Source organism: Campylobacter concisus (genome assembly GCF_002914195.1).
Taxonomy (GTDB): domain Bacteria; phylum Campylobacterota; class Campylobacteria; order Campylobacterales; family Campylobacteraceae; genus Campylobacter_A; species Campylobacter_A concisus_M.
On record NZ_PPAU01000108.1, the window covers coordinates 53834 to 78541 of the forward strand.

Here is a 24708-nt window from a genome sequence, read left to right on the forward strand (position 1 = left end):
TGCCTAAATTTCACCTTTTTACTATTTTTTTAACACCGCTTGGCTAAAATTTGGCACTCATAAAAGGAAATTTATGCTTTTTGTTGAACTTTTTATAATTGGTATCGGAGTTGGCTACATCGCTGGCTTTTTCGGCATCGGTGGCGGCACGGTCGTCGTTCCTATCATGGTCGCCTTTGGATATGACGTGAAAACAGCTATTGGCATAAGCGTCATGCAGATGATCTTTAGCGCGACGTTTGGCTCGTATCTAAACTACAAAGCTGGACTTTTAAAGCTAAATCGTGGCGTATTTTTGGGGCTTGGAGGCTTAGTTGGAGCCAGCTTTAGTGGCATCATCGTATCGCACGCGCCTGCACTCTTACTTGAGTCTATGCTTCTAGCAACATTTGTCTTTTCGCTTATAAAACTATACTTTTCACCAAACAGCGACGGCTCAAATGCGAATAATTCGCTCTTTTTGCTATTTTTAGTTGGCGTTTTTGTTGGCGTTTTTGCCATTAGCATCGGCATCGGCGGAGGCGTCTTTATCGCGCCGATCTTGGTAGGCTTTTTACGCTACGAGCTAAAAAAAGCCGTTTCTATGGGTGTATTTTTCGTTATGTTTGCAGCTATCGCGGGTTTCATCTCGCTCTCGCTAAATGGCCATATCTCATACGCTGAGGGCGCATTTTTAGGTCTTGGCTCGCTAATAGGCGCATACTTTGGCACTAAAAAGACGCAAAATACCGACAAAAAAACACTTAAAAAATGGTTTTTGGTCTTTTACATAGCGATGATATGTTTGATATTAAAAGATATGTTTTTTGAGTAAGAGCATGGCTAAATTTGCCACGCTCTTTTTTTAAATTTCTTCAAAAAAATAGGCTTCACTTAATTTAAAAGCAAGCTTATCTGGCTCATCTTTACTTAAATTTACGCTCTTTGCGATATCTTCTAAACTGGCTTTGCCATCAAATTTTAAAGCGGCATTTATCTCTTCATGGCTTAAGTTTAACTTGCCATTTAGCTCATTTGCCAAAGAGATAACTGGTGAGCTAGCATTTAAAAAATACTCAAGATACGCCGCAGCTCTAGGCTTTAGTTTGGTTTTACCAGGCTCATATGTGAGTGCTTTGAGTTTTGAAGAAGAAATTTTAGTGTTTTGATCGTTTAAAATTTCAAGCAGTCCCACAAAAGCTTCGTTTGCATTCTCGCCAAGCGCCGTTTTTACTTCACTTAAATTTAAGCTTTGTGGATAGCTTTTGCTTAAAATTTCTTGCGTTTTTGTCCTTGGCTGCTCGCTAAAATATGCAAAATAAATCCTATCAAGCTCGCTCTCTCCAAGTACCGCATCAAAGTCCTCAGCACCACCAAGCCTCTCTTTGTGAGCGATGAGACTTTTTCTAAATGATCTATTAAATAAAAAATCGTTTAGTTGCTCTTTTTTGATGCGAGAGTTATAATTTTGCTCGATATGTGCGTCAAAGCGGTAAATCCCAGTCGAGCTTGCAAAGATATCATTTAGCGAAGCATCTATTACGTAGCAAAGTCCGTGTTTGTCGATATGCTTAGCAAATTTATGAAAGTAGATTGGCTCGTTGCTTGCCTCTAAAAAGTCATGCAATATATAATAATCATTACCCTTTGCGATGATGCTTTGTAAGAAATTTAGCTGTGTTAGAAGAAGCTTCATACTATCTTTGTATACGACATCACTTTGGCTTTGCAGGCTAAATTTCAAATAATCCTGCAAGAAATTTAACTCATCTTTCACATGAGCAAGTGCTTCTTTGCTGTCGTTGCCTGAGCTAACAAAAAGCATAAAATCTCTTAAAATGTCAAGGCTCTTCCAGCCAGGATAGGTATTATACGAAACATAAGCGATGCCATCCTCGCTTAGTAGTGCCTTAATCGTGGCAAGCAGCGCATCTCTTACATTTGGACTCACCCAGCTATAAACGCCATGAGCGATAATATAGTCAAATTTCCCAAGCTCTTTTATATCGCTTTCGTTCATGTGCAAAAAATTTCGCTCAAGCAGAGTAAAATTTTCTAAACCTATCTGCTTTGCTACTTTGTTACCTTCAGTCACTTGATGGCTTGAGATATCGATACCAACGACTTTTGCGCTTTTGTGCGAAATGGCAAATGGCAAGATATTGCCACCATATGATGAGCCAAGCTCAAGCACTCTAGCCTCTTTTAGGCTAGCTGCTTTAAGCCCCAGAAATTTAGCAACCGCTTCTATCCTAACTGGCGAGCAGTCGCTAAATGCAGCCGAGAAATAAGGAATTTCATCATAAGCTTTCTTTGTTTTATTCATCAGCTATGTTTTCTTGCAAATTCTCTCATAAACTCGCCAAGTTTTTCAACATCTCTTTGGCTAACGGCATTGTAGATAGAGGCTCTTATGCCACCAAGATGTCTGTGACCTTTTAGCCCTAGCATGCCCTCTTTTAGCGCTTCTTCGACAAAAACTGGCTCAAGCGCATGATCTTTTGGTATCGTAAAGCTCACGTTCATATCTGACCTGCTTGATTTTTTGGCATGTCCCACGTAAAAGCCATTTGAGCTATCGATGATATTATAAAGCGTGCTTGCTTTTTTGGCGTTTATCTTCTCAACCTCGGCAAGTCCGCCAAGATCTAGTAGGTGCTGCATAGTTAAATTTAAAAGATAAATTCCAAAAGTTGGCGGTGTGTTGTAAAGTGAGTTTGCCTCTACGTGCGTTTTGTAGCGTAAAAACATAGGGACGTTTTGGCTACTTACACGCTCTATCAGATCTTTTCTAATAATAACGATCGTAACGCCACTTGGACCTGCATTTTTTTGAGCGCCACCGTAAAGTAGGCCAATGTTACTAAAATCAAGCGGTCTAGCAAAAAAATCGCTCGAAGCATCAACCACAAGCGGTGACTTGGTCTTTGGCATAGTTTTATACTGTGTACCGTAGATAGTGTTGTTTGAGCAGATGTAGGCATAGTCGGCATCATCACTAAATTTCACCTCTGGGATATAAGAGAAATTTTCATCTTCACTGCTTGCGACGACGTCTACATTTACGCCAAACACTTTAGCCTCTTTGATCGCCTTGTTTGTCCAAACGCCGGTGTTTGCGTACTGAGCCTTTCCACCTTGATACAAATTCATCGGTATCATGCTAAACTGCAAATGCGCACCGCCCTGCAGAAATAAAATCTCATAATCATCGCCGATGCCGTAAAGCTTTCTTATCTTATCCATCGCGCCAAAGTGGATCTCTTCAAAAGTCTTGCTTCTGTGGCTTATCTCCATGATCGAGTAGCCTTCGCCTCTATAGTCCGTAAATTCAGCCTTCGCGTGCTCTAAAACGCTTAAAGGTATCGCGCTTGGACCTGCACTAAAGTTGATTTTTCTGCTCATTTTTACTCCTTGATGATTGCTTTTTTATGTGTATTTTGCGAGATAAGCTCTATCTCATCGTCTATTTTTAAATCCATAAGATCGGCTCTCTTGCCATCTTTTCTAACCTCAATAAGCCCTTTTGTGCTCTCAAAAAAGAGCTCCCTCATCTCATAAGCCTTCTCTAGCGAGCCAATAGCTGAGCTAAGGACTAAAATTTTTCTTTGTACGGCGTTTGTTAGGGCGTTTTGCTTATTTGCTACCTCGCTAAATTTTAGCTCGATCCTAGCTTTTAGGGCATTTGATGAAAATTTAGAAAGAAGGACATTTAGTAAATTTTGCTTTTTGGTGATCTTTAAATTTAAGGCGCTATCAAGATCGTCGCTGAGCCTGTCAAGATACTGAAAAAATGCCTCTTCATCAGGCAAAAGATCAAGCATAGCTGCACTTGGCGTAAGCGACCTGCGGTCTGCTACAAAGTCGCTTATAACATAGTCGATCTCGTGTCCGATAGCGCTTATGACTGGCGTTTTGGTGGCATAAATTTCACGTGCTAAGCCCTCGTCGTTAAAGCACCAAAGATCCTCTTTGCTGCCGCCTCCTCTAGCTAAAACGATCACATCAACGCCGTATTTATCGGCTCTGCGTAAGGCTTTTATAAGCGAGCTTGGGGCATTTTCACCCTGAGTTAATGCGTCAAATATATAAATTTCGCTTAATTTCCAACGACTCGTCACGACCTTTAACATATCCTGAAGTGCCGCCGAAGTAGCGCTTGTGACAAGGGCTATTTTTTTAGGTAAATTTGGTATCTCTTTTTTTGCAGCAATGTCAAAAAGGCCCTCATTTTCGAGCTTTTCTTTAAGCTGCCTAAATGCAAGCTCAAGCTCACCCTCGCCATCAGGCAGCATCGCACTAGCCACTAGCTGATACGACCCACTTGGCGAATAAATGGTCACTTTGCCATAAATTTTTACTTTTAGCCCATCTTTTGGTAAGAATTTCACCTTTTGGTTGTTCATGCGATACATCACGGCTGAGATGCTTGACTTTTCGTCCTTTAGTGTGAAGTACCAGTGCCCAGAAGCATGCTTAGTAAGGCGCGAAATTTCTCCACTTACCTCGACATAGTCAAGTGTCGCTTCAAGCAGCGCTTTTGCTTTTTCGTTTAGCTCAGATACGCTAAGCATTGATTTCTCTTACCTTTTTAGCGATAAATAGCGTCGAGATATCCATGCTAAAGCCCTTGCAAAGCTCTATCTCAAAACCAGCCGTGGCTAGCTCGTCGCAAAAACTCTTAGCATCCAAGAAATTTTCGATCGAGCTAGGCAGATACTCATATGCTTCTTTATTTTTTGAGATAAAGCCGCCAATTTTTGGCAAAATTTTACTTAGGTAAAAATCTCTTAACGAGGTTACAAGGCCTTTTTTCTGACGTTTTGTAAATTCAAGTACGACTACGTAGCCATTTAAAGCAAGCACTCTGTTAAACTCTCTAAGCGCCGTCTTTCGCTCGACCACATTTCTAATGCCGTAGCTTATGCTTAAAATTTGAGCCTCGCCGCTTGCAAGCGTCGTGTTGTCAGCATAGGCCTCTATAAATTTAAAATTTGGAAATTTCGCCCTAGCCTCTTTTAGCATACCACTTGAGGGATCGATGCCAGTAAGGCTTTTTATCTCTACGCCAAATTCTTTTGAAATTTCACTCCAAAGCCCCATCATATCGCCAGTGCCACAAGCCACATCCACGATATTTATGCTTCTTTCTTTAAAAATTTCTAGCATATATCTGCAGGCGAATTTCCTCCAGCTCACATCCACACCAAGACTTAATACCCTGTTTGCGACGTCATAAGTCGGAGCGATCTGGTTAAACATATCAACTATTTTTTCTTGTTTTTGCATAAATTTGCCCTTTTATATGTAGTAAATTTTTAAATTTCTTGAAATTTTACGAGTTGCTTTTATAAATTTAAGACGCTTTTTTAGTATCTCTTCTCTACTTTTATAAATTTGTTTGTAAATTTTACTCTCAAGCCTCTCTTTATCTGGCATTTCTGGAAGTCTTTTAAGGATACCGAGCCAGACGTCATAGTCTTGAAGACTACCAAAAATTTCTTGCATCTGCTTTAGCTTCTCTTCATACTTTTTAAGCCCTTCAAAATAGAAAATTTCACATAAAAGCTCGTATGTATATCTCATCTTCTTAAGCTCTATCCTAAGATCATGAAAGCTCTCATTTGGGCAGTCTTGATTTAAGCCTTTTAGCCTTTTTTGAGCTAAAACCAAAAGTGTTCTAAGCTTAAACGAACCAAGGCGCGAAAGGCTTACATCAAAGAGTTTTGACTTATAAAATTCACCCTCGTTTAAAAATATCTCCCACTCTTTTAAAAATGCGTAATTTTCTTCGTCGCCAAGGTAGCTTTTTACATTTTCATACTCTAAATCTAGAGCCTTTTGCACAAAATAGATAGGCTCATTTGCATGTTTTTGCTCGTTTAAAAAGCTCAAAAATACATCCAAATCTCGCTTTTTGTTTGTCGAGTTTGCAAGCATTTTAAAATTCTCGCCAAAAAAAAGTGTCACTTTCTCATCAAAAACGCCACTAAAAATTTTAAGTAACGATCTAACCTTTCTTAAATTTACGCGAAGCTCATGCAAAACTTCTTCATCTTTGTCTATCAAATACTGGCTTTTTAGCCTTTTTATTACTTTAAAAATACTAACAAAAAGGACTCTTAGCGCCTCTCCGCTTTTTAGATTTGCAGCAAAATTTGGCAGAATTTCTTTTTCTTTTATGATCTTATAGGCTCTTTTGTAGTCAATTTGTTCATTTTCATTAGCATGGATGGCAAGAAATTTGTTTTTATATCTTTTATCGCAAGTTACGTCACTTAGGCAAAAATTTTCTAAAAATGGTGGCAGCTTGAAAAAGACGGCCTCATTTTCATCGCTAAATTCGATTTCAAATGTACAAAGCCCGTTTAGTTCATTTTTAAAAATATCAATATTGCAAGGATTGTTATTTAGTTTAAAAAAATATCTATCTTTTAAGATGACGCTACCAATGCGGTTTTTAAGAGCCTTTTTAAACTCCGCTTTTTCGCAAAATTCTTCATTTTCTTCCCTGATCAGATCTTTACCGATCTTTACAGTTTTTATAAATTTATCCTCTTCACTTCGAAAGCGGATCTCTTCATTTTGCGTTATCTTGGTATAAAACTGAGAAATTTCAAGATGCTTAAAGACTACTCCAGCTTCTTTTAAAAAATCTAGAATTTGAGAATTTTTGAGTAAAAATTTACGCTCTATCTCCAAACTCACATTTTTCTCCAAAATTTTTTGTTCATTTTAGCAAGTTAGTGCTTAAAACAATGAGAAAAATGCTAAATTTAGGCTTATTTTAAAAGTATTTTTATTAGGAAAAAAGATGAAATTTATGCTGCCAAATAGCAACATAAATTTTATTTACAGTGTTTACAGCTTTTTACGCTAGCTACGATGTTTAGGCGTTCTATTATATTTCCGATCTTCTTTTCTAGTGCTTCTTGGTATTTGCCAAGCTCAGCATCATCATAGCTCACGTCCTCAACGCTTCCACAGCTTTCGCAAACCACATGGATATGTGGATATTCGTAGATGTCGTATCTAGCTTTTTGATTGACGATATTTACTTCGACTACGAGACCTTCGTCTTTTAAAGTATTTAAATTTTTATAAACCGTTGCTAGAGAAACCGATGGACTCTCTTTTAAAATTTCATCATAAAGCTCATCAATCGTTGGATGCGTATGACGATCAAGAATTCTTAAAACGCTAAGGCGTTGTGGCGTGACTTTTAGCCCAGATTGCTTTAATAATGATACGTATTGCATAATGCTTTTCCTTGTTTTTATTTTGGCTTATGCTAGCAAAAATAATATTAAACGTTACTTTATTAAATGATATTAATTATTTTCTAGTAAATTTTTGGTAATCTGCTCGGCACTTATACCAAGGTACTTTTCGACCTCAGTAGTTGAACCATGAGGGATAAATTTATCTTCATACTCAAAACTAATGACACTTATATTTGATATTTTGTTTTCTTGTAAAAATGCACTTATTATCTCACCAACGCCACCTTTTTTGGCACTATCACTAAAGATATACCACTTTTTAGTGCGTTTTGCAAGACCTAGTAAAAGCTCGCTATCAAGTGGTTTTGCAAAGACAAGGTCAACTAATACCACATCAAGCTTGTCAGCTAGTAAATTTCTAACCAAATTTGCCCTGCCAACGCCGTTGCCATAGCCCAAAAATGCAACATCAGACTCTGCATCGGCTACAATTTCACCCTTGCCAAACTCAAGTGGTTTGGCATTAAATTCATCTCTTAAGATAAATGCTCCGCGCGGATATCTAAATGCGCTAACACCCTTGTAAGAGTAGGCAAATTCCATAACATTTTTCATACTCTCTTCGCATCTTGGGGCAAAAAGAACCATGTTTGGCACAGCATTTAAAAAGCTTATATCAAAAGCGCCTTGATGCGTTTCGCCATCTTCGCCAACAATACCCGCTCTATCCATCGCAAAGGTGATGTTTAAATTTAAAATAGAAGCATCGTGAATGACCTGATCATAGGCTCTTTGCATAAATGTCGAGTATATCGCAACAAATGGTTTAAAGCCCTCTTTTGCCATGGCTGACATAGACGTGACTGCATGCTGCTCAGCTATCGCCACATCCCAAAAACGATCTGGAAATTCTTGTATCAAAGCGTCCATGCCAGTGCCTGTTGGCATCGCGGCCGTTACGCCAACGATGTCGCTATGCTCTCTTGCCATCTTTAAAAGCTGCTCGCTAAAGATCGCCGTGGCTGACTTGTTTGACTGTCTTTTGATAAATTCGCCACTTTTTAGATCAAATGGTCCAACTCCGTGCCAATTTTCGTAGCACCCCTCAGCAAATTCATACCCTTTGCCCTTTAGCGTCTGCACGTGCACGATGACTGGTTTTTTCATATTTTTGGCAGTTTCAAATGTGCTAAGAAGCGCCAAGAGGTCGTGTCCATTGACTGGACCTATGTACTCAAGTCCAAGCTCTTCAAAAAACATGCCAGGAGTGATAAGTCTGATGCCCTCCTCCATGCGTCTAGCCATGTAGGCTGCAGAGTCTGGCATATAGCTTAAAAAGCGCTCAACCCTACCTTTAAATTTTTGATAAAACTGCCCTGCCATCATCTGGCTTAGATACTTGCTAAGTGCGCCTATTGGCTTGCTTATACTCATCTCGTTGTCATTTAGGATGATGACGCAAGGATATTTTCTATCCCCTAGCTCATTTAGCGCCTCGTACGCCATGCCGCCACTTAGTGAGCCATCGCCTATGACAGCTACTGGGATACGATCTTCGTTTTTAAGTTTTATCGCCTTTGCAGCACCAACTGCTAAAGATATGGACGTCGAGCTATGCCCTGCTACAAAGTAGTCAAATTTACTCTCGCTTGGCTTTGTATAGCCGCTGATGCCATTAAATTTTCTAAGCGTATCAAAGCTCTCCCAGCGCCCAGTTAGCAGCTTGTGCGCATAGCTTTGGTGGCTCACGTCGTAAATAAATGGATCTTTTGTCACATCAAAAATTTTATGCATCGCAACGATGATCTCGACTGCACCAATATTTGAGCTAAGATGACCGCCATTTTTGCTAACGGTGGCTAAAATTTTATCCCTGATGTCATGACAAAGTGCGTTTAGTTCATCAACATCTAAACTTTTAACGTCTTTATTCATTATTTACCAGCATTTTTAGTTTTTCTAGCCTTGTTTGCATAGTTGCATCGATATTGCCACCATCACTTATAATAACCACACCGCCTTTGCTTATAGCATCATCAGCGCTTATCTTGACGTGTTCATTCTTGCTAAATTGCTCTTTTATATATTCGCTATCTTCGGGATTTACACGAATTTCTATATTTTTGACATTACTTAGCTCTTTTATAAGAGAGCTTGCTAAATGATGAGCGATCTGATTTGAAGAGGTTGAAATTTCTTTATCGATTACTTCTTTTGCGATTTTTATAGCAGTTTGTCCGAGCTCTTCTTCGATCTTCTTTAAAAACTCATCGAATTTAACGTACTGCTCATCTAGCTTTGCAGCTGAAGCGCTAAATCTAGCCTCAAGCTCATTTATTCTTGCTTCATTTGCTGCATTTGCTTGGGCGATACCCTCATTTTTGCCATCTTCTTTTGCACGAGAAATTTCAGCCTCAAGGCGCTTAGCAAATTCGCTCTCTTGATTTTCTATTTGCATTTGAAGTTTGATGATGTTGCTGCTTAGCTCATCTGTTTTTTTAAGCAGTTCTTCGACAAAGCTCGACTCGCCTGTTTGCTGTATTTGTGGACTTTGAGTCTGAGAAGCAAAGTGGTTTTGTGAGTTTGTCTGCGTTTGGTGGCTAGCTTGAGGAGCAAAATTTTCACCCTTTTGCCCAAAATTTTGCTCGCATAGCTCTTCACTAAGATTATTTTCTTCTATTAATACAGGAGCACTATCTGTGGCTCGCTCTCCAACTCCAAGCACCTTAAATCTGTAATTTTCTATAAAGTGAGCTGGAGAAGTCTCACTAGTTATTACGCTGCTTTTCATTCTATCATCTCATCTGCTTCGCCGACTTGGAACACACCTTGATCAGCTAGAGTTTGCACCGTCTCTACTATGCGTCTTTGAGCCTCCTCAACATCTTTTACACGCACCGCACCAAGATATTGCATCTCCTCTTTAAAGGCTTCTGCTGCACGTTGAGACATATTTGATAAAAATTTATCCTTTATACCATCGCTTGAGCCTTTAAATGCGACCATAAGGTCTTTTTTATCGACATTTTTAAGAATTTCTCTAATCGCAGTTGCGTTAAGGTTGATAATATCTTCAAAGGTAAACATAAGCTCTTTAATCGTCGTTGCAAGCTTATCATCGCTTTGCTCAATACGCTCAATCGTGCTTTTACTAGCTTTTTGCCCAAGTCTATTAAGCACTTCTGCCACAGCTCTTGGACCGCCAACTTCGACTTTATAAGATGTAAGACTTTCGAGTTTACCCTCAAGTACGGTTGAAACACGCTTAATTACCGATGGGCTAATATCACCAAGATTTGCCATTCTAATAACGACTTCGCTTCTTAGCTCATCTGAGAAAAAGCTAAGCGTTTCAGCAGCACTTGTTGAGTCCATGTGAGCTAGTATTAGCGCTATGGTTTGAGGGTGCTCTTTTATGATAAAGTCTGCGAGTTGCTGTGGTTTTATCTTATCAAGATAGCCAAAGCTTTTTGAGTTTTCCATGCTTTTTGCAAGCTTGTCTAAAATTTTCTGAGCTGCCTCTGGACCAAATGTGCGGTAAAGAATTTCTTTTGCGTACTCTAAACCACCACTTCTCATATATTGATTTGACTGCATTAGCGCGTAAAATTCTTCTAGAACAGCACTTGCGACTTGCTTATCAATATTTTTCGCAGTTGCGATATAGCCTGAAATTTCAGTGATGACATCAACATCCATGTGAGAAAATATAAGAGCAGTTGCCTCTTCGCCAAGCTGAATCAGCAAAATAGCAATCTTTTCAGGCATCGATAGATCATCATAAATCATTTTTTGCTTGTCATTTAGCTTTATTGACATCAAATTTCCTTACGCATATTAAAGTCGCTGTCATTTTTTACCATATCTTGAAGTAGCATTGCTATCTCTTCGTTTCTTTCTGTGATGACCGCTCTCATTTTCTCAAGTAAAACATCATATTTTAATTCATCTTCATTAAACTCGCCACTAAGTCCTAGTTGCTCTTCGACCTTTTTGCGAGCAGCTTTGAATTTCTCAAGCGTATCTTCAGCATCTACCTCAATATCCTCAAGGCCATCTTGAACTTGCTCCTCTTCTTCTTTTGTCTCTTCAAGCATCTTTTGCATAAATGGCACAATGACTTTTTTATAGAAAATATAAAGCAACAATGCTACAAAAATATATTTTAATAGCGGCATAAATGGCACTACATAGTTATTCACAAAGCCATCCATCTTCTCACTAGTGCTTATATCTTTGCCAGTTTTAAACTCAAAGTTATCCAAGCTTACTTCATCGCCCCTATTTTGGTTATAGCCGATTGATTGTTTGATTAAATTTGTGATTGACTCTCTTTGCTCTTTGGTAAGTGGAGTAAATTCTACCTCACCAGTTGGCTTGCCGTCACTATCTTTTTTACTTTGATAAAGTCCGTCTATAACGACAGCTGCACTCACTCTATTTATGCTAGCAAATTGCCCTTTGATGCTTGTTACTTTCTTTGAAATTTCGTAGTTTGTCTGCTGCGAGCTTTTGTTGTACTGCTCTTTTAAAGTGCTATCATCAAGTCCTTGAACAGGGCCAATGTTGCTAACTGCACCTGGGACGCCGCCCACTTCATTTGGAGCTGAGCCTTGGCGTTTTTCCTCAATGTTGCTCTCGCTTCTAACGACGTTATTTGGGTCATAAACCTCGCTTTTTGTATCTTTTTTGTCAAAGTCAAAGTCAATATTTACCTTTGCTACGACCTTATCTGCTCCGCCCACGATAGGAGCTAGTACATTTACGATCTTTTGCTCATAGTTATTTTCAAACTCACGTTTATAGCGTATCTGCTGGGCTATAGCGTCACTATCAAACTCACCATCTTCATCGCCAAGTGCGACGCCATCTTGATTTACTATCTTTACATTTTCGGTGCTTAAATTTGTAACAGAGGCGGCGACTAGGTTTTTAATGCCAAAAATTTGCTTCGCGTTTAGGCTAACGCCTGGCTTTAGCTCAACCACGATAGAAGCTGTTGGAAGTGCTTGACGCTCAGTAAAAACACTCTCTTTAGGGATAGCGATACGAACAGTCGCTTTTTGGATAGAAGAAAGACTCTCAATCGTTCTAGCTAGCTCGCCCTCAAGCGCTCTTTGAAATTTTACTCTCTGCTCGGCATCAGTCGCGCCAAATTCTTGCTTATCAAAAATTTCAAAGCCGATTTTGCTCTCTTTTGGTATTCCAAGAGTTGCAACAGCGATACGCTCTTTATAGACATCACTCGTTGGTACAAGGATAGTGCCTTCGTTTGCCAATTTATATTTAATTCCATCTTTGTTTAGCTGATCAAGTATTAAGGCTGAATCGTTTGGGCTAATGTTTTCAAAAAGGACGCTGTAGCCTGCAAAATTTTCATTTTTGCTTTTATAAAGTGTTAAAAATACCAAAAATGCCACGACCAAGACGATCGAGCTAGCTGCAACGATTTTTTGCTTTAATGAAAGCTTTTGATAAATTTGACTTATTTGATGAAGTAATGCTTTAAAATCCATATTCCTACTTTAAAATTTGCTTTAACTCTTCAAAAACTCTATCATTTTGCCAGCTAAGGCCGATGGTGATTCTCACCGCATTTAAGGCGTAGCTTTTTAGATCTCGCAAAATTATACCTTTTTTTAGCATCTTTTCGCATATATGGCTTGATTTTGGCTTGTTAAATTTAAATGTGATGAAATTTGTATAGCTTGGGATAAATTCTATGCCATTTTGCTTTGCAAATTCCTCATATCTCTTCATTTGCTCGAAGTTATTTTGCATGGTTTGCTGCACAAACTCATCATCACCAAGTGCCACGATCGCAGCTCTTAGGCTTGGAGTTGTGATGTTAAATGGAGCTCTTAGTTTTGAGAGAGCGCCTATGATCTCTTCATTTGCCACGCCGTATCCAACGCGCATGCCACCAAGTGCGTAGGCTTTTGAGAAAGTGCCAAGATAGATGGCATTTTTAAATTTCACCACCTCGCTTGGCTTTATCTCTTTTTTGCTATCTTTAAATTTTGCAAATTCATTGTAGGCACAATCAAGCACAACAAGCGTATTTTCATCAACGCTTTTTATAAATTTATAGACCTCATCTGCGTCCAAACACTCGCCCAAAGGATTGTTTGGTAAGCAAAGAAAGATTACTGAAATTTCATCTTTATGCGCATTATAAATTTCTAAAAACTCGTTCAAATTATGCTCCACACTCTTTGTGCGGTAAATTTTAGCCCCAGTTTGTTTTGCATAAATTTCATACATCGCAAATGTCACGCCAGCCATCAAAACACCACTTTGCTTGTTCGCCTTTGCGTGAAGTGCGTATTCTATGATCTGGTCGCTTCCAGAGCCGATGATTAAATTTTTGCTAGTTACGCCAAATTTCTTAGCCAGTCCCTCTTTTAGCTCAAAGTAGCTATCGTCTGGATAGAGATGCGCTTTTTTAGCGACCTCTTTTAGTGCCTCCTCTACGCGTTTGCTCGTGCCAAAAGGGTTTTCGTTGCTAGCTAGCTTTATCACATCTTTTGCTTCAATGCCAAACTCTCTAACTACAAGCTCGATCGGCTTTCCAGCCTCGTAATTAACTAAATCATCTAAAAAATCATTAAACTTCATTACTCTTCTCCGTTTAAATAACTCCCTAACCAGCTTATCTCAGCGCCACTCTCTTTTGCGAGTTCAAAGGCGTTTTGCACCTTCTCATCGTCGATATGCCCTTCAAAATCAAGATAAAACATTGATTTAAACTCGCGTTGCTTAATAGGGCGTGACTCAAGTTTTGTGATATTGATATTTTCATTTTTAAAGATAGAAAGCAGATCAGCAAGGCGTCCTGGGCTGTGATCAGTCTTTGCAAGGATCGAAGTTTTCGAGTTTTCAACTCTTGCGTTTTTAAAATCGCTTAAAATCAAAAATCTTGTTCTATTTGCCATATTGTCTTCAATCGTCTCATAAACTATCGGTACGTTATAAATTTTTGCTGCGATCTTTGAGCAAATGGCGGCTGAGTTTCTATCCATTGATGCCATATATGCAGCTGCTGCGGTTGATTTTGCTGGAACAAATTCAATTTCATTTAGCATATGATCTTCTAGAAATTTACGGCATTGATTATACCCTTGCGGATGTGAATAAATTCGCTTTATATCTTTTAAATTTTCATTTATGCTAACAAAGCTGTGATGGATATCCACATAAAGCTCAGCAACTATTTTTATATCACTGAATTTACTCAAACAATCAAGCGTAGCGCCAACAGCGCCTTCGGTATTATTTTCAATAGGCACAACGCCGTATTTTGCCTCTTTTTGAGCTAGCTTTGTAAAAACCGCCTCGATGGTCGCAAGTGGCAAATATGAACTCATCGCACCAAATCTACTCTGAGCCGCCTGATGCGTGTAAGTGCCTTCAGGCCCTAGATATACGATCTTTTGAGGCATTTCTAAATTTCTACTTACAGCAAAAATTTCAAGATAAATGGCCTCGATCGCAGCTTTATTTAAGGCTTTTTCTTTGCTTAGGCTTGTTAGGCGGTTTATGATAGCTCGCTCACGCTCAGGACGATATATAGGCGTTCCACTAGTTTGTTTTAGCTTGCCGATTTGTTCAACTAAAATCATCCTTTCATTTAGTTTATTTAAGATGAGATCATCGATCGCATCGATCTCTTTTCTAAGCTCATTTAGCTCTTGCATCAGCGCTCTCCAAAAATTCTCTCTCAAGTGCCACGACATCTTCAAAGCTCTCACGTCTTCTTATGAGTCTATCTTTGCCATCAAGCACGCAAACTTCAGCGGCTCTGTTTCTTGTATTGTAGTTTGAACTCATGCTAAAACCATAAGCTCCAGCACCTTTTACCACGATAACATCGCCACTTTCACACTCTGGTAGCTCTATATCTTTTGCTAAAAAGTCGCCACTTTCGCAAACTGGACCAACCACGTCGCAAACACCTAAATTTTTATCTTTTCCGCAAACAAAAATTTCATGATGAGCACCATAAAGGCTTGGCCTTATAAGATCATTCATCGCGCCATCAGTGATGACAAATCTCTTTTTGCCGTTAAATTTCTCATATAAAACGCTTGCGACAAAGTAGCCAGCATTGCCCACGATAAAACGTCCTGGCTCGCAAACAATGGTCACGTCTTGACCTTTTAGTGCAGCTAAAATTCCTTGAGCATAGTCATATAAATTTATCTCTTTTTCATCGTTATAAATTATGCCAAGTCCGCCACCAACATCGAAAAATTTGATATCTATTTCAAGTGCTCTTAGCTCTCTTAAAAGCTCGCTAACGATATTTGCAGCATCTATTATCGGGCTAAGTGATGTTAGCTGAGATCCGATGTGAAAATGTATACCAGTTGGCTCAAGAAACTCTGAAGCTTTAGCGTGGATGTACATTTTTTTGGCTGTTTCCGCATCAACGCCAAATTTATTTTCATTTAGCCCTGTTGAAATGTAAGGGTGAGTTTTTGCATCAACACCTGGATTTACCCTAATGCTAATTCTTGCCTTTAAGTTTAGCCCTTTTGCGATCTCTTCAAGTCTTAAAAGTTCAGCAAAACTCTCGACATTTATGAGCAAAATTTCATTTTTTAAAGCCTCTTTTAACTCTTCATCGCTCTTGCCAACACCACTAAAAATGATCTGATATCTCTTTGCACCTGCTAAAAGTGCTCTTCTGACCTCGCCGATGCTAACACAATCAAATCCAGCTCCAAGATCAGCTAGAAATTTCAAAACACTTAAATTTGAGTTTGCTTTCACCGCATAGCAAATGAGAGATTTTCTAGCAAAAAATGCATTCTTTAGTGCTTCATAGCGGTTTTTTATGTGGTTAAAATCATAAATGTAAAGTGGGGTTTTGTATCTATTTGCAAGCTCTTTAAAATCCATAAAATAGCCTTTATTAAAATGGCTTGATTTTACAAAAAGCTTGCCAAAATTTGGCTTAACGATGCGATTTTATGAGATAAATGGCGTATGCAAAAAGTAAAATAACTGGCAAAACTATGCCGATTTCTGGCAAGATCACAGAAGTTTGTGCAAATTTTGCAAGAATAAAGAGCAGTCCCCAAACGACAAGAGTTATCACAACAAAAATAAAAGTCGAAAGCGCAAGATTAAAAAATCTACCGGTCACAGGCAAATGATAGTAAAAGATGAGCAATAAAAATGGTGCAAAAAATGGTGCGATAGCAAGGTTGTAAAAAGCTGTTTTTGCGCTATCAAGGCCGATGCCTTCATTTTTAAATGTTTTTATAAAATTTATCGCATCTGGGATATTAAATTTTGAGTTTTCAACACTAGCAGCGCTTTCAATACTCTTTGGTTTAAAGCCCTTTAATGCATCTAAGCTCTCGCTTTGTATTTTATTAAAACCAGCTTCACCAAGCTCTAAAATTTGTGGCAAAAGGGTTTGATTAACATCTTTTAAAATCCACTCATTGTCTTTAAAATTAGCATGATTTGCAAATGTAGTTGAGAGTAAATTTGTGCCATTTATCTCAAAAATTCTAACATCATTTGCTATTTGATTAACAGAATTTAGCTCCTTTATGTAGATAAATTTGCCTTCAAATTTTAAAAATGAATCAGTCGTGCTTTTTGAGAAAGCCGTATTTTTAGCGATGCTTTTTTGATAGTCGTGCGCATAGGCAAATGGAGTAAAATTTAAGCCAACATAAAAAATAGTTACAAAAAGTGCAATAAAAAATGGTGGGAAAATTAGACTATTTTTACTAATACCAAGCGCATAAAAGCTGATTAGCTCATTTGATCTGACCATATTTACATGTAAAATAATGAGTGCAAAAATAAGCGAAAGCGGCAAAACATAGCCAATAGCGCTAAGCGATGTAAGCCCAACATAAAGGAGCTGAAGGTTTGCAGATGGCGGCAGATCTTTTAAATTTGTAAGTAGGTCAATACCAACATAAAATAGTTCAAGCGCTAAAAATACGATAAGAAAAGATTTTATATAGACCCAGCCAACGTATCTGGCGTATAGTTTCATTTGATAAGACCTTTTTTTATCGTAAATTTTTGCGAGATTTCGTTAATGTCACTCTTTAGTAGTTCACAAACTGCATTTTTTGTATAGGCTAAAATTTCATCTAAAGCCTTTTTCTCCTCATCACTAAACTCTCCAAGGACAAAATTTTTAGCATCACCAAGGTGTCCAATGCCAACACGCACCCTTTCGTACTCGTTACCTATTAGTCCATCGATCGATTTTATGCCGTTATGCCCACCGCTACTACCGCCTTTTTTAAATTTAACTGCACCAAAACCAAGATCAAGATCATCGTGTATTACGATTATTCTATCTGGTTTATAAAAATCTTTGACCGCTTTTACACTTTGCCCTGAGAGGTTCATAAAAGTTGTAGGTTTTAGCAAGATAATGTCATTGAATTTAAAAACTTCGCCTTGAAATTTAGCCGAGCTAACATCTTTGAAATTTGAGTCTTTTAGGAGATCTATAAGCATAAAGCCTATGTTGTGTCTAGTATTTTCGTATTTGGGACCAGGATTTCCCAGCCCCGCTATTAGTGTCACAAAAGCCCTTTTTTATTTAGCTTTAATAACTCCAAGTACCGCAACACGGTCAGCGTCCACAATAGTAACGCCTTTAGGAGCTGTGATATCACGAACCAAAATAGTATCGTCGATGTCAAGTTTGCTTACATCAACGTCAAATGAATTTGGTAAATTTTCAGCTGTGCATTTTACGCAAAGACGTCTTTTTGACTGGATCAAAACGCCCTTATTTTTAAGACCAATAGGTGTTCCAACTGGCTTAACTGGGATCATATATTTTGATAAAACGCCAGGAAGTGCTACTTTTAGATCTACGTGTTTAAGATCGCTTGTAACAACATCTCTTTGGTAATCAACAATAACGACATTATAAACTTTTCCGCCTACTTTTACATCAAAAGCAAGGCTCTCTTTTTTGCGTGCTTCTTTAATAAAGTCATTTACTTTAAAAGCAGCTGCAACATTCTCTAATCCCTTGCCATAAATGTTGGCGATTAGATAACCATCTCTTCTCAAAGCCTTTGCAGACTTCTTACCGATACTCTCTCTAACGATACCCTCTAACATCGTTTTCCTTTCATAAAAAAATAGGTGCTGATTTTATCCAATGCTTTATAAATTTCAAATAAAGCTTATTTAAGAATGATCACTTTTGCTGTTTGTGTATTAGCCTGGGTTCTTTGTCTAAAGTGATTTCATAATATCATCAAATGCTGACACAAACTGCTTTAAACCGTCGCTTAATAAATCTTTATAAACGACATTTATATCTATCTCGTTATTTTTTATAATCTGGAAAAAGCTTGAGATATTTTCTTTACTAGGCACATTTTTTGCCTCTGCTTTTTCTTTTATAAATTCTTTTATCGTCTCTATTGGTGCTGTATTTATAGAATTTTTATACATTAGCTCTCTAACGTAATAATCCCCTCTTAAACCACCACCCTTTACGCCTGTGCTTGCAAAAAGTGTTCTTACATTTTCTAGTCCAAAATCTTCGATCAGGTGGTATATATTTGCAGCATTCATTATGCCAATTTGTCCAGTTGGCAAGCTCTTTGCAGCCATAACCTCATCAAGCTTTCTATCAAATCTACTTACGAAAACACTTATCACACCTTTTGGCATAGTAGTATCTATAAAGCGACTTGTATAAGCCTTACTACCTTCTTTAAAAGCTTCAAGGCAGTTTTTAGCCTGATCTGGTGAGAATATAAGCGTAGCATTTACACTAATTCCTCTTGCCATAAGCGCGCTCATCGCCTCATAGCCATCTTTTGTAGCTGGAATTTTTATCATAACATTTGGCATTGATATTAGATTATAAAGCCTGATACCTTCTTCTATCGTTGCAGCTGTATCGTCACTTAAATTTGGATCAACCTCAATGCTTACAAAGCCATCATCGCCATTTGCATAATTTCTTAACATTTTACATGCGGCGATTTTTATATCTTGAGTAGCCAAAATTTCATAAAGATCTTTTGGGTGGCGTTTGTTGCTAGTTTCTATGATCTTTTTATAAGAAGGTGAAGCAAATGCTGTTTTAAAAATAGCTGGGTTGCTTGTAGCGCCGTTTATAACATTATTTTCTAATAAAGAGTTAAATTCGCTTTGTAAAAAATTTCTCTCTATAAAATCACACCAAAGAGAGAATTTAGCTTCGTTGTCATACATTAATTTTTACCTTATAAATTTTAAAATTTCACGCAAGTCTTTAACATCAACACAATGTGTCGCTTCTTTTTTTAAGATATCTTTTGCACAAAATGCAATGCTAAGATCGCACTTTCTAAACATCGATATGTCATTGGCCCCGTCCCCAACACACATTATCTCGTCCTTGCCTAAATTTAATAGTCCACACAAGCGGTCAATCATATCTCCCTTTGAACTACTAAACATCATTTCTCCACCAACTTCACCACTTAAAATTCCATCTTTATGATGCAAGATATTTGCAAAATTTGCATCAAAATTAAGCTTTTTTTGCATTACATCGGTTGCATTATGAAATCCACCGCTAAAAACCACGACTTTGATACCTTTTTGCTTTAAAGCTTCTATTAGCTCGCCAGCTCCTGGCATTATGGGTAAATTTTTGCAAATTTCATTTACTTTTAAAAGTGGCAATCCTTTTAAAAATTTTACTCTTTTTGTAAGACTTTCAAAAAAATCAAGCTCACCGTTCATCGAACGCTTAGTTATATTAGCCACTTCTTCACTAGCATTATTAGCGGCGGCGAGAATATCTATCGTCTCGCCGTCCATTATTGTAGAGTCAAAGTCAAAAACACAAAGTTTTATCAAGCTATACCCTAAAAATCACGTTTTAAAAGGCTTTCGACCTTCAAGATCGTAAGAATATTTTGGTCGCGCTTACCGATACCATAAATCATGCCTTTGTCTTTTACTAAAGTCTCTGGTGGCGGATCAATCCTATTGCGGTCTATTCTGATAGCCTCCGTCAAGCGGTCTATCACAAAGCCAGCGATATTATCCGCATCTTTCATAACGATATATCTTGTGCTTGGGCTTTGTTTTGTGACATTTAGTGAAAAACGCTTACGCAAATCAATAAGCGGAATAACATTTCCACGTAGGTTAAACACGCCAAGAACGTAATCAGGTACACTAGGAACACGTGTATATTCAATAGGTTTGATTATCTCTTGGATATTTAAAATAGGTATCGCGTACTCTTCCTCGCCGACAACAAATCCTACTAGCTGAACTATATCCTCATTATTTTTTAACTCAGGACCATTTATTTGCTGTTTTTGTTTGCTTAAAACTTGATTTAGTTTATTGTTCATCCCTTACCCCTAAGCTAATTTTATATTCTTTCTAACGACATTTTCTAGGTACTCGGCTGAATATGGTTTTGTAATATACTCAGTCATTCCAACTTCTACACCACGTAATCTATCTGTTTTTGAAGTCCTTGATGTAACAGCAATAAGTGGTAAATTTCTATACTTAGAGTATTTTCTAATTTCGCCAGCTAGCGTATATCCATCCATTCTTGGCATCTCAATATCTATCAAGATCGCATCAAAGGAGTGTTCTCCGGATTTTACGATATTTAATGCCTCAACACCGTTTGTGGCTTCTATTATCGTTACCCCAGTTGGTTCAAGCGCTTTTTGCATGATAGTTCTATCCATTTTTGAGTCATCAACTATCAAGACTTTATAATCACTTGGCTTTTCCTTTGCTTTTGTACTATCTTCTATTTCGGCTCTAATATCTACCTTAATATCTTTTGCCATCTCCATCATAGCACCAACATCTATAATCAAAGTCACACGGCCATCACCTCTAATAGTAGCACCGGCAATACCTGGGATATTTTGTAAATAATCGCCCATTGATTTAATAACAATCTCTTCTTGTCCAACCAAAGTATCGACGATAATACCTAGTTTTGCTTCAGCAACACCGATTATTACGACATAAGTTTGATCTCCACCATCAAATGCCTTCTCAACACCAAACACATCAGAAAGTCTAACAAGAGATAAAACTTCATCTCTTAGCCTTAGTACATTTTTGCCATCGATCGTGTAGATATCATCAATAGGTACACGAACAGTTTCAAGAACACTAGCAAGTGGAATAGCGTAAAATTCTTCTTGTGTTCCAACAAGTAGTGACTGAATAATCGCAAGTGTGAGTGGAATTTTAAGCTTCATAACCGTGCCTTTTCCAACTTCACTTTCAATATCAATGATACCGTTTAGTTTTTCAATATTAGTCTTAACAACGTCCATACCAACACCGCGACCAGATACGTTTGTGACCTTTGCCGCAGTTGAAAATCCTGGTCTAAAGATAAGGCCAAATGCCTCTTTTTCGCTCATCGCATCAGCTTCGCGCTCAGTGATGATGCCTTTTTCTATCGATTTAGATTTAAGCATATCAGCATCTAAGCCTTTACCATCATCAACTATCTCAACAACAATGTGATTACCTTCATTGTAAGCTTTTAGTTGAACAAGGCCTTTTTCTGGCTTACCTGCTGCCTTTCTTGTCTCAGGATCCTCGATACCATGATCGCATGAATTTCTGATAATGTGTACTAGTGGATCGCCGATCTCTTCTACGATTGACTTATCAAGCTCAGTCTCTTCACCTGAAATTTCAAGATCGATTTGCTTACCAAGATCGCGGCTAAGATCGCGTATCATACGTGGGAATTTATTAAAGACTTTTGCTATTGGAAGCATTCTTGTCTTCATAACCGCAAGCTGAATATCAGTCGTAACTAGACTTAGACTTGAGACTACTTGATTTAACTCTTCAAGGAATTTCTCACCCTCATATCTCTCTTCCACGTCATCATAAATTTTTAATAAGCGGTTTTTACCAAGAACAAGCTCACCAATTAGATTCATCAAATGATCAAGTCTTTTTACTTCAACGCGTATAGTTTGCTCCTGAGCCACTGCACCACTACTTGCCGCTGGGACCTTCTTATCTCCGTCTTTTTCTTTGCTCTCTGCTTTTGCAGCTGGAGCTGAAGTGCTACTTGCAGCTGGAGCTATCTCGCTAGGAGATTTTGGAGCTATGCCTTTTGAAGCACGCCTTGCTTGGTCTTCTGCTTTTCTAACCTTTAAGAGTCTTTCTATCTCTGCTTCAACTTCTGAATCACTTAATTTTGAAAGCTCAGCATCACTTATCTCTGGTGCTTCTTCGGCAGGCGCGGCTGGCTCTGGCTCTGGTGTTGGCTCAGCTACTGGCGTAACAGGAGCTTCAGGAGCTGCTGTTGGAGTCTCACCTTCAGAAATTTGAGTAAGTCTTGCGCAAATATTTTTAATATCAATGCCAGCAGCTGTATCATTTCCATGATCTCTAATGCTGCTTAACAAACCTTTCATCATATCAACTGACTCAAGAACTACGTCCATGATGTCTGGAGTGATCTTTAGTTCGCCTTTTCTAGCTTTGTTTAAAACATCCTCCATATGGTGAGTAAGCTCTGTTAAAACGTCAAAATTTAAAAAACTTGAGCTACCTTTTACTGTGTGAGCAACGCGGAAAATTCTATTTAATAATTCCAAATCTTCAGGGTTTGACTCAAGCTCAACAAGGTCATGATCTATCTGCTCAATAAGTTCGAAAGCCTCTATTAAAAAGTCTTCCATTATTTCTTTCATATCATCCATGTTTCACCTCATTTTGCAGATTTAGAATGTGCTTCAATAACTTTTAGCACTTCTTGATAAAATATGCTTGCATCAAATTTTGTAAGATACGCCGCACCACCAGCTTCTTTGCTCTTAATTTCACTAAAATCATTACTCAATGAGGAGTTAAATACTATTGGTACTTCTTTAAATCTTTCATCGTTTTTAAGAGTTGAAGCAAAGCGGTATCCATCCATCTGTGGCATTTCAATATCACTTAAGATAACTCTAAGCTCTCTTGATAGGTTATCTCCATATCTTTGATAAAGCTCTTCCATTCTCTCCAAGCCCTCAACGCCATTTTTAGCCTCAACTACGCTAAGTCCCATCTTCTCAAGTGCATCTTTTACCAGTTTTCTAGCAGTCGAGCTATCATCTAAAACTAAAGCAGCACCTTTTAATTTTTGATCGTCTGTTACATCAAAATCGATCTTTGGTGAGTAAATTCCAAGCTCTTCTACTATGCTTTCAAGATCAAGGATAAGTAAAACTTCATCATTTTCTATTCTTGTTACGCCTGTTATTTTGCCTTTATCTAAAGCACCAGAACCTGAAGCAAAATTTGCAGGCTCGATATCTTTCCAGCTTATACGTCTGATCCTTTTTGCCTCATGGACGATAAAACCGATCAAAATACCACTAAACTCAGCAATAATAACACGTGGCTTTATAACTACGCCTTCGGTTGGCTCAATAATATTCATCCATCTTGCCAAATTTATGACAGGGATCACTACACCCCTTAAATCAAAAATTCCCTCGATATACTCGGGAACGCCAGGAAGCTCTGTAAGATTTGGCATCTTAATGATCTCCCGCACCTTTGCGACATTGACTCCGTATATTCCTTCATATACTTTGTTTTCGGTCTTCTTAAAGATACGAAAATCAACAAGTTCCATCTCGTTTGAGTCCGTTTTTAGTACGTTATCTCCAAACATCAATGTCCTTTCAAACTCATTTTGAGCAAATTTAATTTTTGCTGGCCGTATTCTACAACAAAATAACTTTGCTCACATGCAAAACAAGGTAAATTTATATAAAACTTATCGTAAATGTTAAATTGCTCGCCTTGATGATAGTGTCCTTCTATCACGATATTAGCCTCATATCCTTGCAAATGCTTGCTCATTAGCTCCTTAAAATTAGGAATTTTATAGTCTAAATTTTTCTTGGTAAGTTTTGCTAATATCACTTTTGATATTTTAAAATTTAAAAATTTATCCAAAGCATTCATAAATTTTAAAAACCATTTTAAACGCAAAAATCTAAGTGCATATTTATCTACAAAAGGTAAAAATATATCGCCATGCGCGATCTGAACGCGCTCTTCATTGATCGTTTTAAAATTTGCTGGCTGATCGTAAATATCATAAACCCTAACGCTTTTATAGCGCAGCATCTCACGCCCATCCCAAATTTCTCTTGTTTTATTAAATAAATTTGAAAGTCTAAAATCGTGATTGCCCTCGAAGTAAAAAATTTCTACCTTTTGTGAAATTTTATTTATAAGATCTAGATGCTCAGCGTAAAATTCTCTTGTGTATTCGCCCTCGCCCGTTAAAAAATCAAACATATCGCCTAATAAAAAAATTTGTGGCGGCTCTTTGATCTCCCCGCTATCAACAGCTCTTAAAAATTTTAAAAAGCCATTTCGGTTTACGTTTTCATGCGCATCAGCTATAAAGATCGCACCTTCTTTTATAACAGGGGCATATAGATATTCGCTCAAATTTTGCCTTAATTAAAAATTAGCAGAGCCAAAA

The 24708-nt window shown here is 37.9% G+C and carries 23 protein-coding genes; 1 reads left to right on the plus strand and 22 read right to left on the minus strand.

Annotated elements, in window-relative coordinates; genetic code table 11:
* Positions 1-73 precede the first annotated feature (73 nt).
* On the plus strand, positions 74-814 hold the full coding sequence (locus CYP28_RS06315) for a sulfite exporter TauE/SafE family protein (RefSeq protein ID WP_103593536.1): 741 nt from the start codon (positions 74-76) through the stop codon (positions 812-814).
* 30 nt (positions 815-844) lie between these two features.
* On the opposite strand, the gene CYP28_RS06320 is transcribed toward CYP28_RS06315, so the two are convergent.
* The 22 genes from CYP28_RS06320 to CYP28_RS06425 all read right to left on the minus strand — a co-directional run bounded on the left by CYP28_RS06320 (position 845) and on the right by CYP28_RS06425 (position 24674).
* Entirely contained in the window at positions 845-2305 is a 1461-nt protein-coding gene (locus CYP28_RS06320) for a class I SAM-dependent methyltransferase (protein WP_103593537.1), read from the minus strand.
* On the minus strand, positions 2305-3384 hold the full coding sequence (gene serC / locus CYP28_RS06325) for a phosphoserine transaminase (RefSeq protein ID WP_103593538.1): 1080 nt from the start codon (positions 3382-3384) through the stop codon (positions 2305-2307). Before serC ends, CYP28_RS06320 begins: the two co-directional genes overlap by 1 nt.
* A gap of 2 nt (positions 3385-3386) precedes the next feature.
* Positions 3387-4553 (minus strand): exodeoxyribonuclease VII large subunit, encoded by a 1167-nt coding sequence (gene xseA, locus CYP28_RS06330; RefSeq protein ID WP_103593539.1) that lies wholly within the window; start codon positions 4551-4553, stop codon positions 3387-3389.
* Positions 4546-5268 carry a bifunctional demethylmenaquinone methyltransferase/2-methoxy-6-polyprenyl-1,4-benzoquinol methylase UbiE gene (gene ubiE, locus CYP28_RS06335; RefSeq protein ID WP_103593540.1) on the minus strand — a complete coding sequence of 241 codons (723 nt, stop codon included), beginning with the start codon at positions 5266-5268 and terminating at the stop codon, positions 4546-4548. The genes xseA and ubiE overlap by 8 nt, the downstream gene beginning before the upstream one ends.
* Before the next feature lie 12 nt (positions 5269-5280).
* Positions 5281-6687 (minus strand): CHAD domain-containing protein, encoded by a 1407-nt coding sequence (locus CYP28_RS06340; protein ID WP_258032518.1) that lies wholly within the window; start codon positions 6685-6687, stop codon positions 5281-5283.
* 140 nt (positions 6688-6827) lie between these two features.
* Positions 6828-7238: a Fur family transcriptional regulator gene (locus tag CYP28_RS06345; RefSeq protein ID WP_054197019.1), complete on the minus strand. Its 411-nt coding sequence runs from the start codon at positions 7236-7238 to the stop codon at positions 6828-6830.
* Between the two features lie 72 nt (positions 7239-7310).
* A complete protein-coding gene (gene dxs, locus CYP28_RS06350; protein WP_103593541.1) occupies positions 7311-9137 on the minus strand; it encodes a 1-deoxy-D-xylulose-5-phosphate synthase in 1827 nt (608 codons plus the stop codon).
* Positions 9130-9993: a flagellar assembly protein FliH gene (fliH, locus tag CYP28_RS06355; RefSeq protein ID WP_103593542.1), complete on the minus strand. Its 864-nt coding sequence runs from the start codon at positions 9991-9993 to the stop codon at positions 9130-9132. Before fliH ends, dxs begins: the two co-directional genes overlap by 8 nt.
* Entirely contained in the window at positions 9990-11021 is a 1032-nt protein-coding gene (fliG, locus tag CYP28_RS06360; RefSeq protein ID WP_021091747.1) for a flagellar motor switch protein FliG, read from the minus strand. Before fliG ends, fliH begins: the two co-directional genes overlap by 4 nt.
* Positions 11021-12718 carry a flagellar basal-body MS-ring/collar protein FliF gene (gene fliF / locus CYP28_RS06365; RefSeq protein ID WP_103593543.1) on the minus strand — a complete coding sequence of 566 codons (1698 nt, stop codon included), beginning with the start codon at positions 12716-12718 and terminating at the stop codon, positions 11021-11023. The genes fliG and fliF overlap by 1 nt, the downstream gene beginning before the upstream one ends.
* 4 nt (positions 12719-12722) lie before the next feature.
* Positions 12723-13820 carry a histidinol-phosphate transaminase gene (hisC, locus tag CYP28_RS06370; protein ID WP_103593544.1) on the minus strand — a complete coding sequence of 366 codons (1098 nt, stop codon included), beginning with the start codon at positions 13818-13820 and terminating at the stop codon, positions 12723-12725.
* Entirely contained in the window at positions 13820-14899 is a 1080-nt protein-coding gene (gene pheA / locus CYP28_RS06375; RefSeq protein WP_103593545.1) for a prephenate dehydratase, read from the minus strand. The genes hisC and pheA overlap by 1 nt, the downstream gene beginning before the upstream one ends.
* The gene (gene lysA, locus CYP28_RS06380; RefSeq protein WP_103593546.1) at positions 14883-16106 is read right to left on the minus strand and encodes a diaminopimelate decarboxylase; all 1224 of its coding nucleotides are present in this window, start codon (positions 16104-16106) and stop codon (positions 14883-14885) included. The genes pheA and lysA overlap by 17 nt, the downstream gene beginning before the upstream one ends.
* 55 nt (positions 16107-16161) lie before the next feature.
* Positions 16162-17226, minus strand: a complete 1065-nt coding sequence (locus CYP28_RS06385; protein WP_103593547.1) for an LptF/LptG family permease — start codon at positions 17224-17226, stop codon at positions 16162-16164.
* The gene (gene pth / locus CYP28_RS06390) at positions 17223-17771 is read right to left on the minus strand and encodes an aminoacyl-tRNA hydrolase (protein ID WP_103593548.1); all 549 of its coding nucleotides are present in this window, start codon (positions 17769-17771) and stop codon (positions 17223-17225) included. Before pth ends, CYP28_RS06385 begins: the two co-directional genes overlap by 4 nt.
* Positions 17772-17783: 12 nt before the next feature.
* Complete coding sequence (locus tag CYP28_RS06395) at positions 17784-18320, minus strand: 50S ribosomal protein L25/general stress protein Ctc (protein ID WP_021091684.1); 537 nt, start codon at positions 18318-18320, stop codon at positions 17784-17786.
* A gap of 117 nt (positions 18321-18437) precedes the next feature.
* Entirely contained in the window at positions 18438-19430 is a 993-nt protein-coding gene (locus CYP28_RS06400; RefSeq protein ID WP_103593549.1) for a transaldolase, read from the minus strand.
* Positions 19431-19436: 6 nt separating this feature from the next.
* Complete coding sequence (gene serB, locus CYP28_RS06405) at positions 19437-20063, minus strand: phosphoserine phosphatase SerB (protein ID WP_103576701.1); 627 nt, start codon at positions 20061-20063, stop codon at positions 19437-19439.
* 8 nt (positions 20064-20071) lie between these two features.
* On the minus strand, positions 20072-20569 hold the full coding sequence (locus CYP28_RS06410; RefSeq protein WP_085658145.1) for a chemotaxis protein CheW: 498 nt from the start codon (positions 20567-20569) through the stop codon (positions 20072-20074).
* A 9-nt stretch (positions 20570-20578) separates the two neighbouring features.
* Positions 20579-22921, minus strand: a complete 2343-nt coding sequence (locus tag CYP28_RS06415) for a hybrid sensor histidine kinase/response regulator (RefSeq protein WP_103593550.1) — start codon at positions 22919-22921, stop codon at positions 20579-20581.
* An 8-nt stretch (positions 22922-22929) separates the two neighbouring features.
* Complete coding sequence (locus CYP28_RS06420) at positions 22930-23883, minus strand: chemotaxis protein (protein ID WP_054197033.1); 954 nt, start codon at positions 23881-23883, stop codon at positions 22930-22932.
* Entirely contained in the window at positions 23883-24674 is a 792-nt protein-coding gene (locus tag CYP28_RS06425; protein WP_103593551.1) for a UDP-2,3-diacylglucosamine diphosphatase, read from the minus strand. The genes CYP28_RS06420 and CYP28_RS06425 overlap by 1 nt, the downstream gene beginning before the upstream one ends.
* Positions 24675-24708 lie beyond the last annotated feature (34 nt).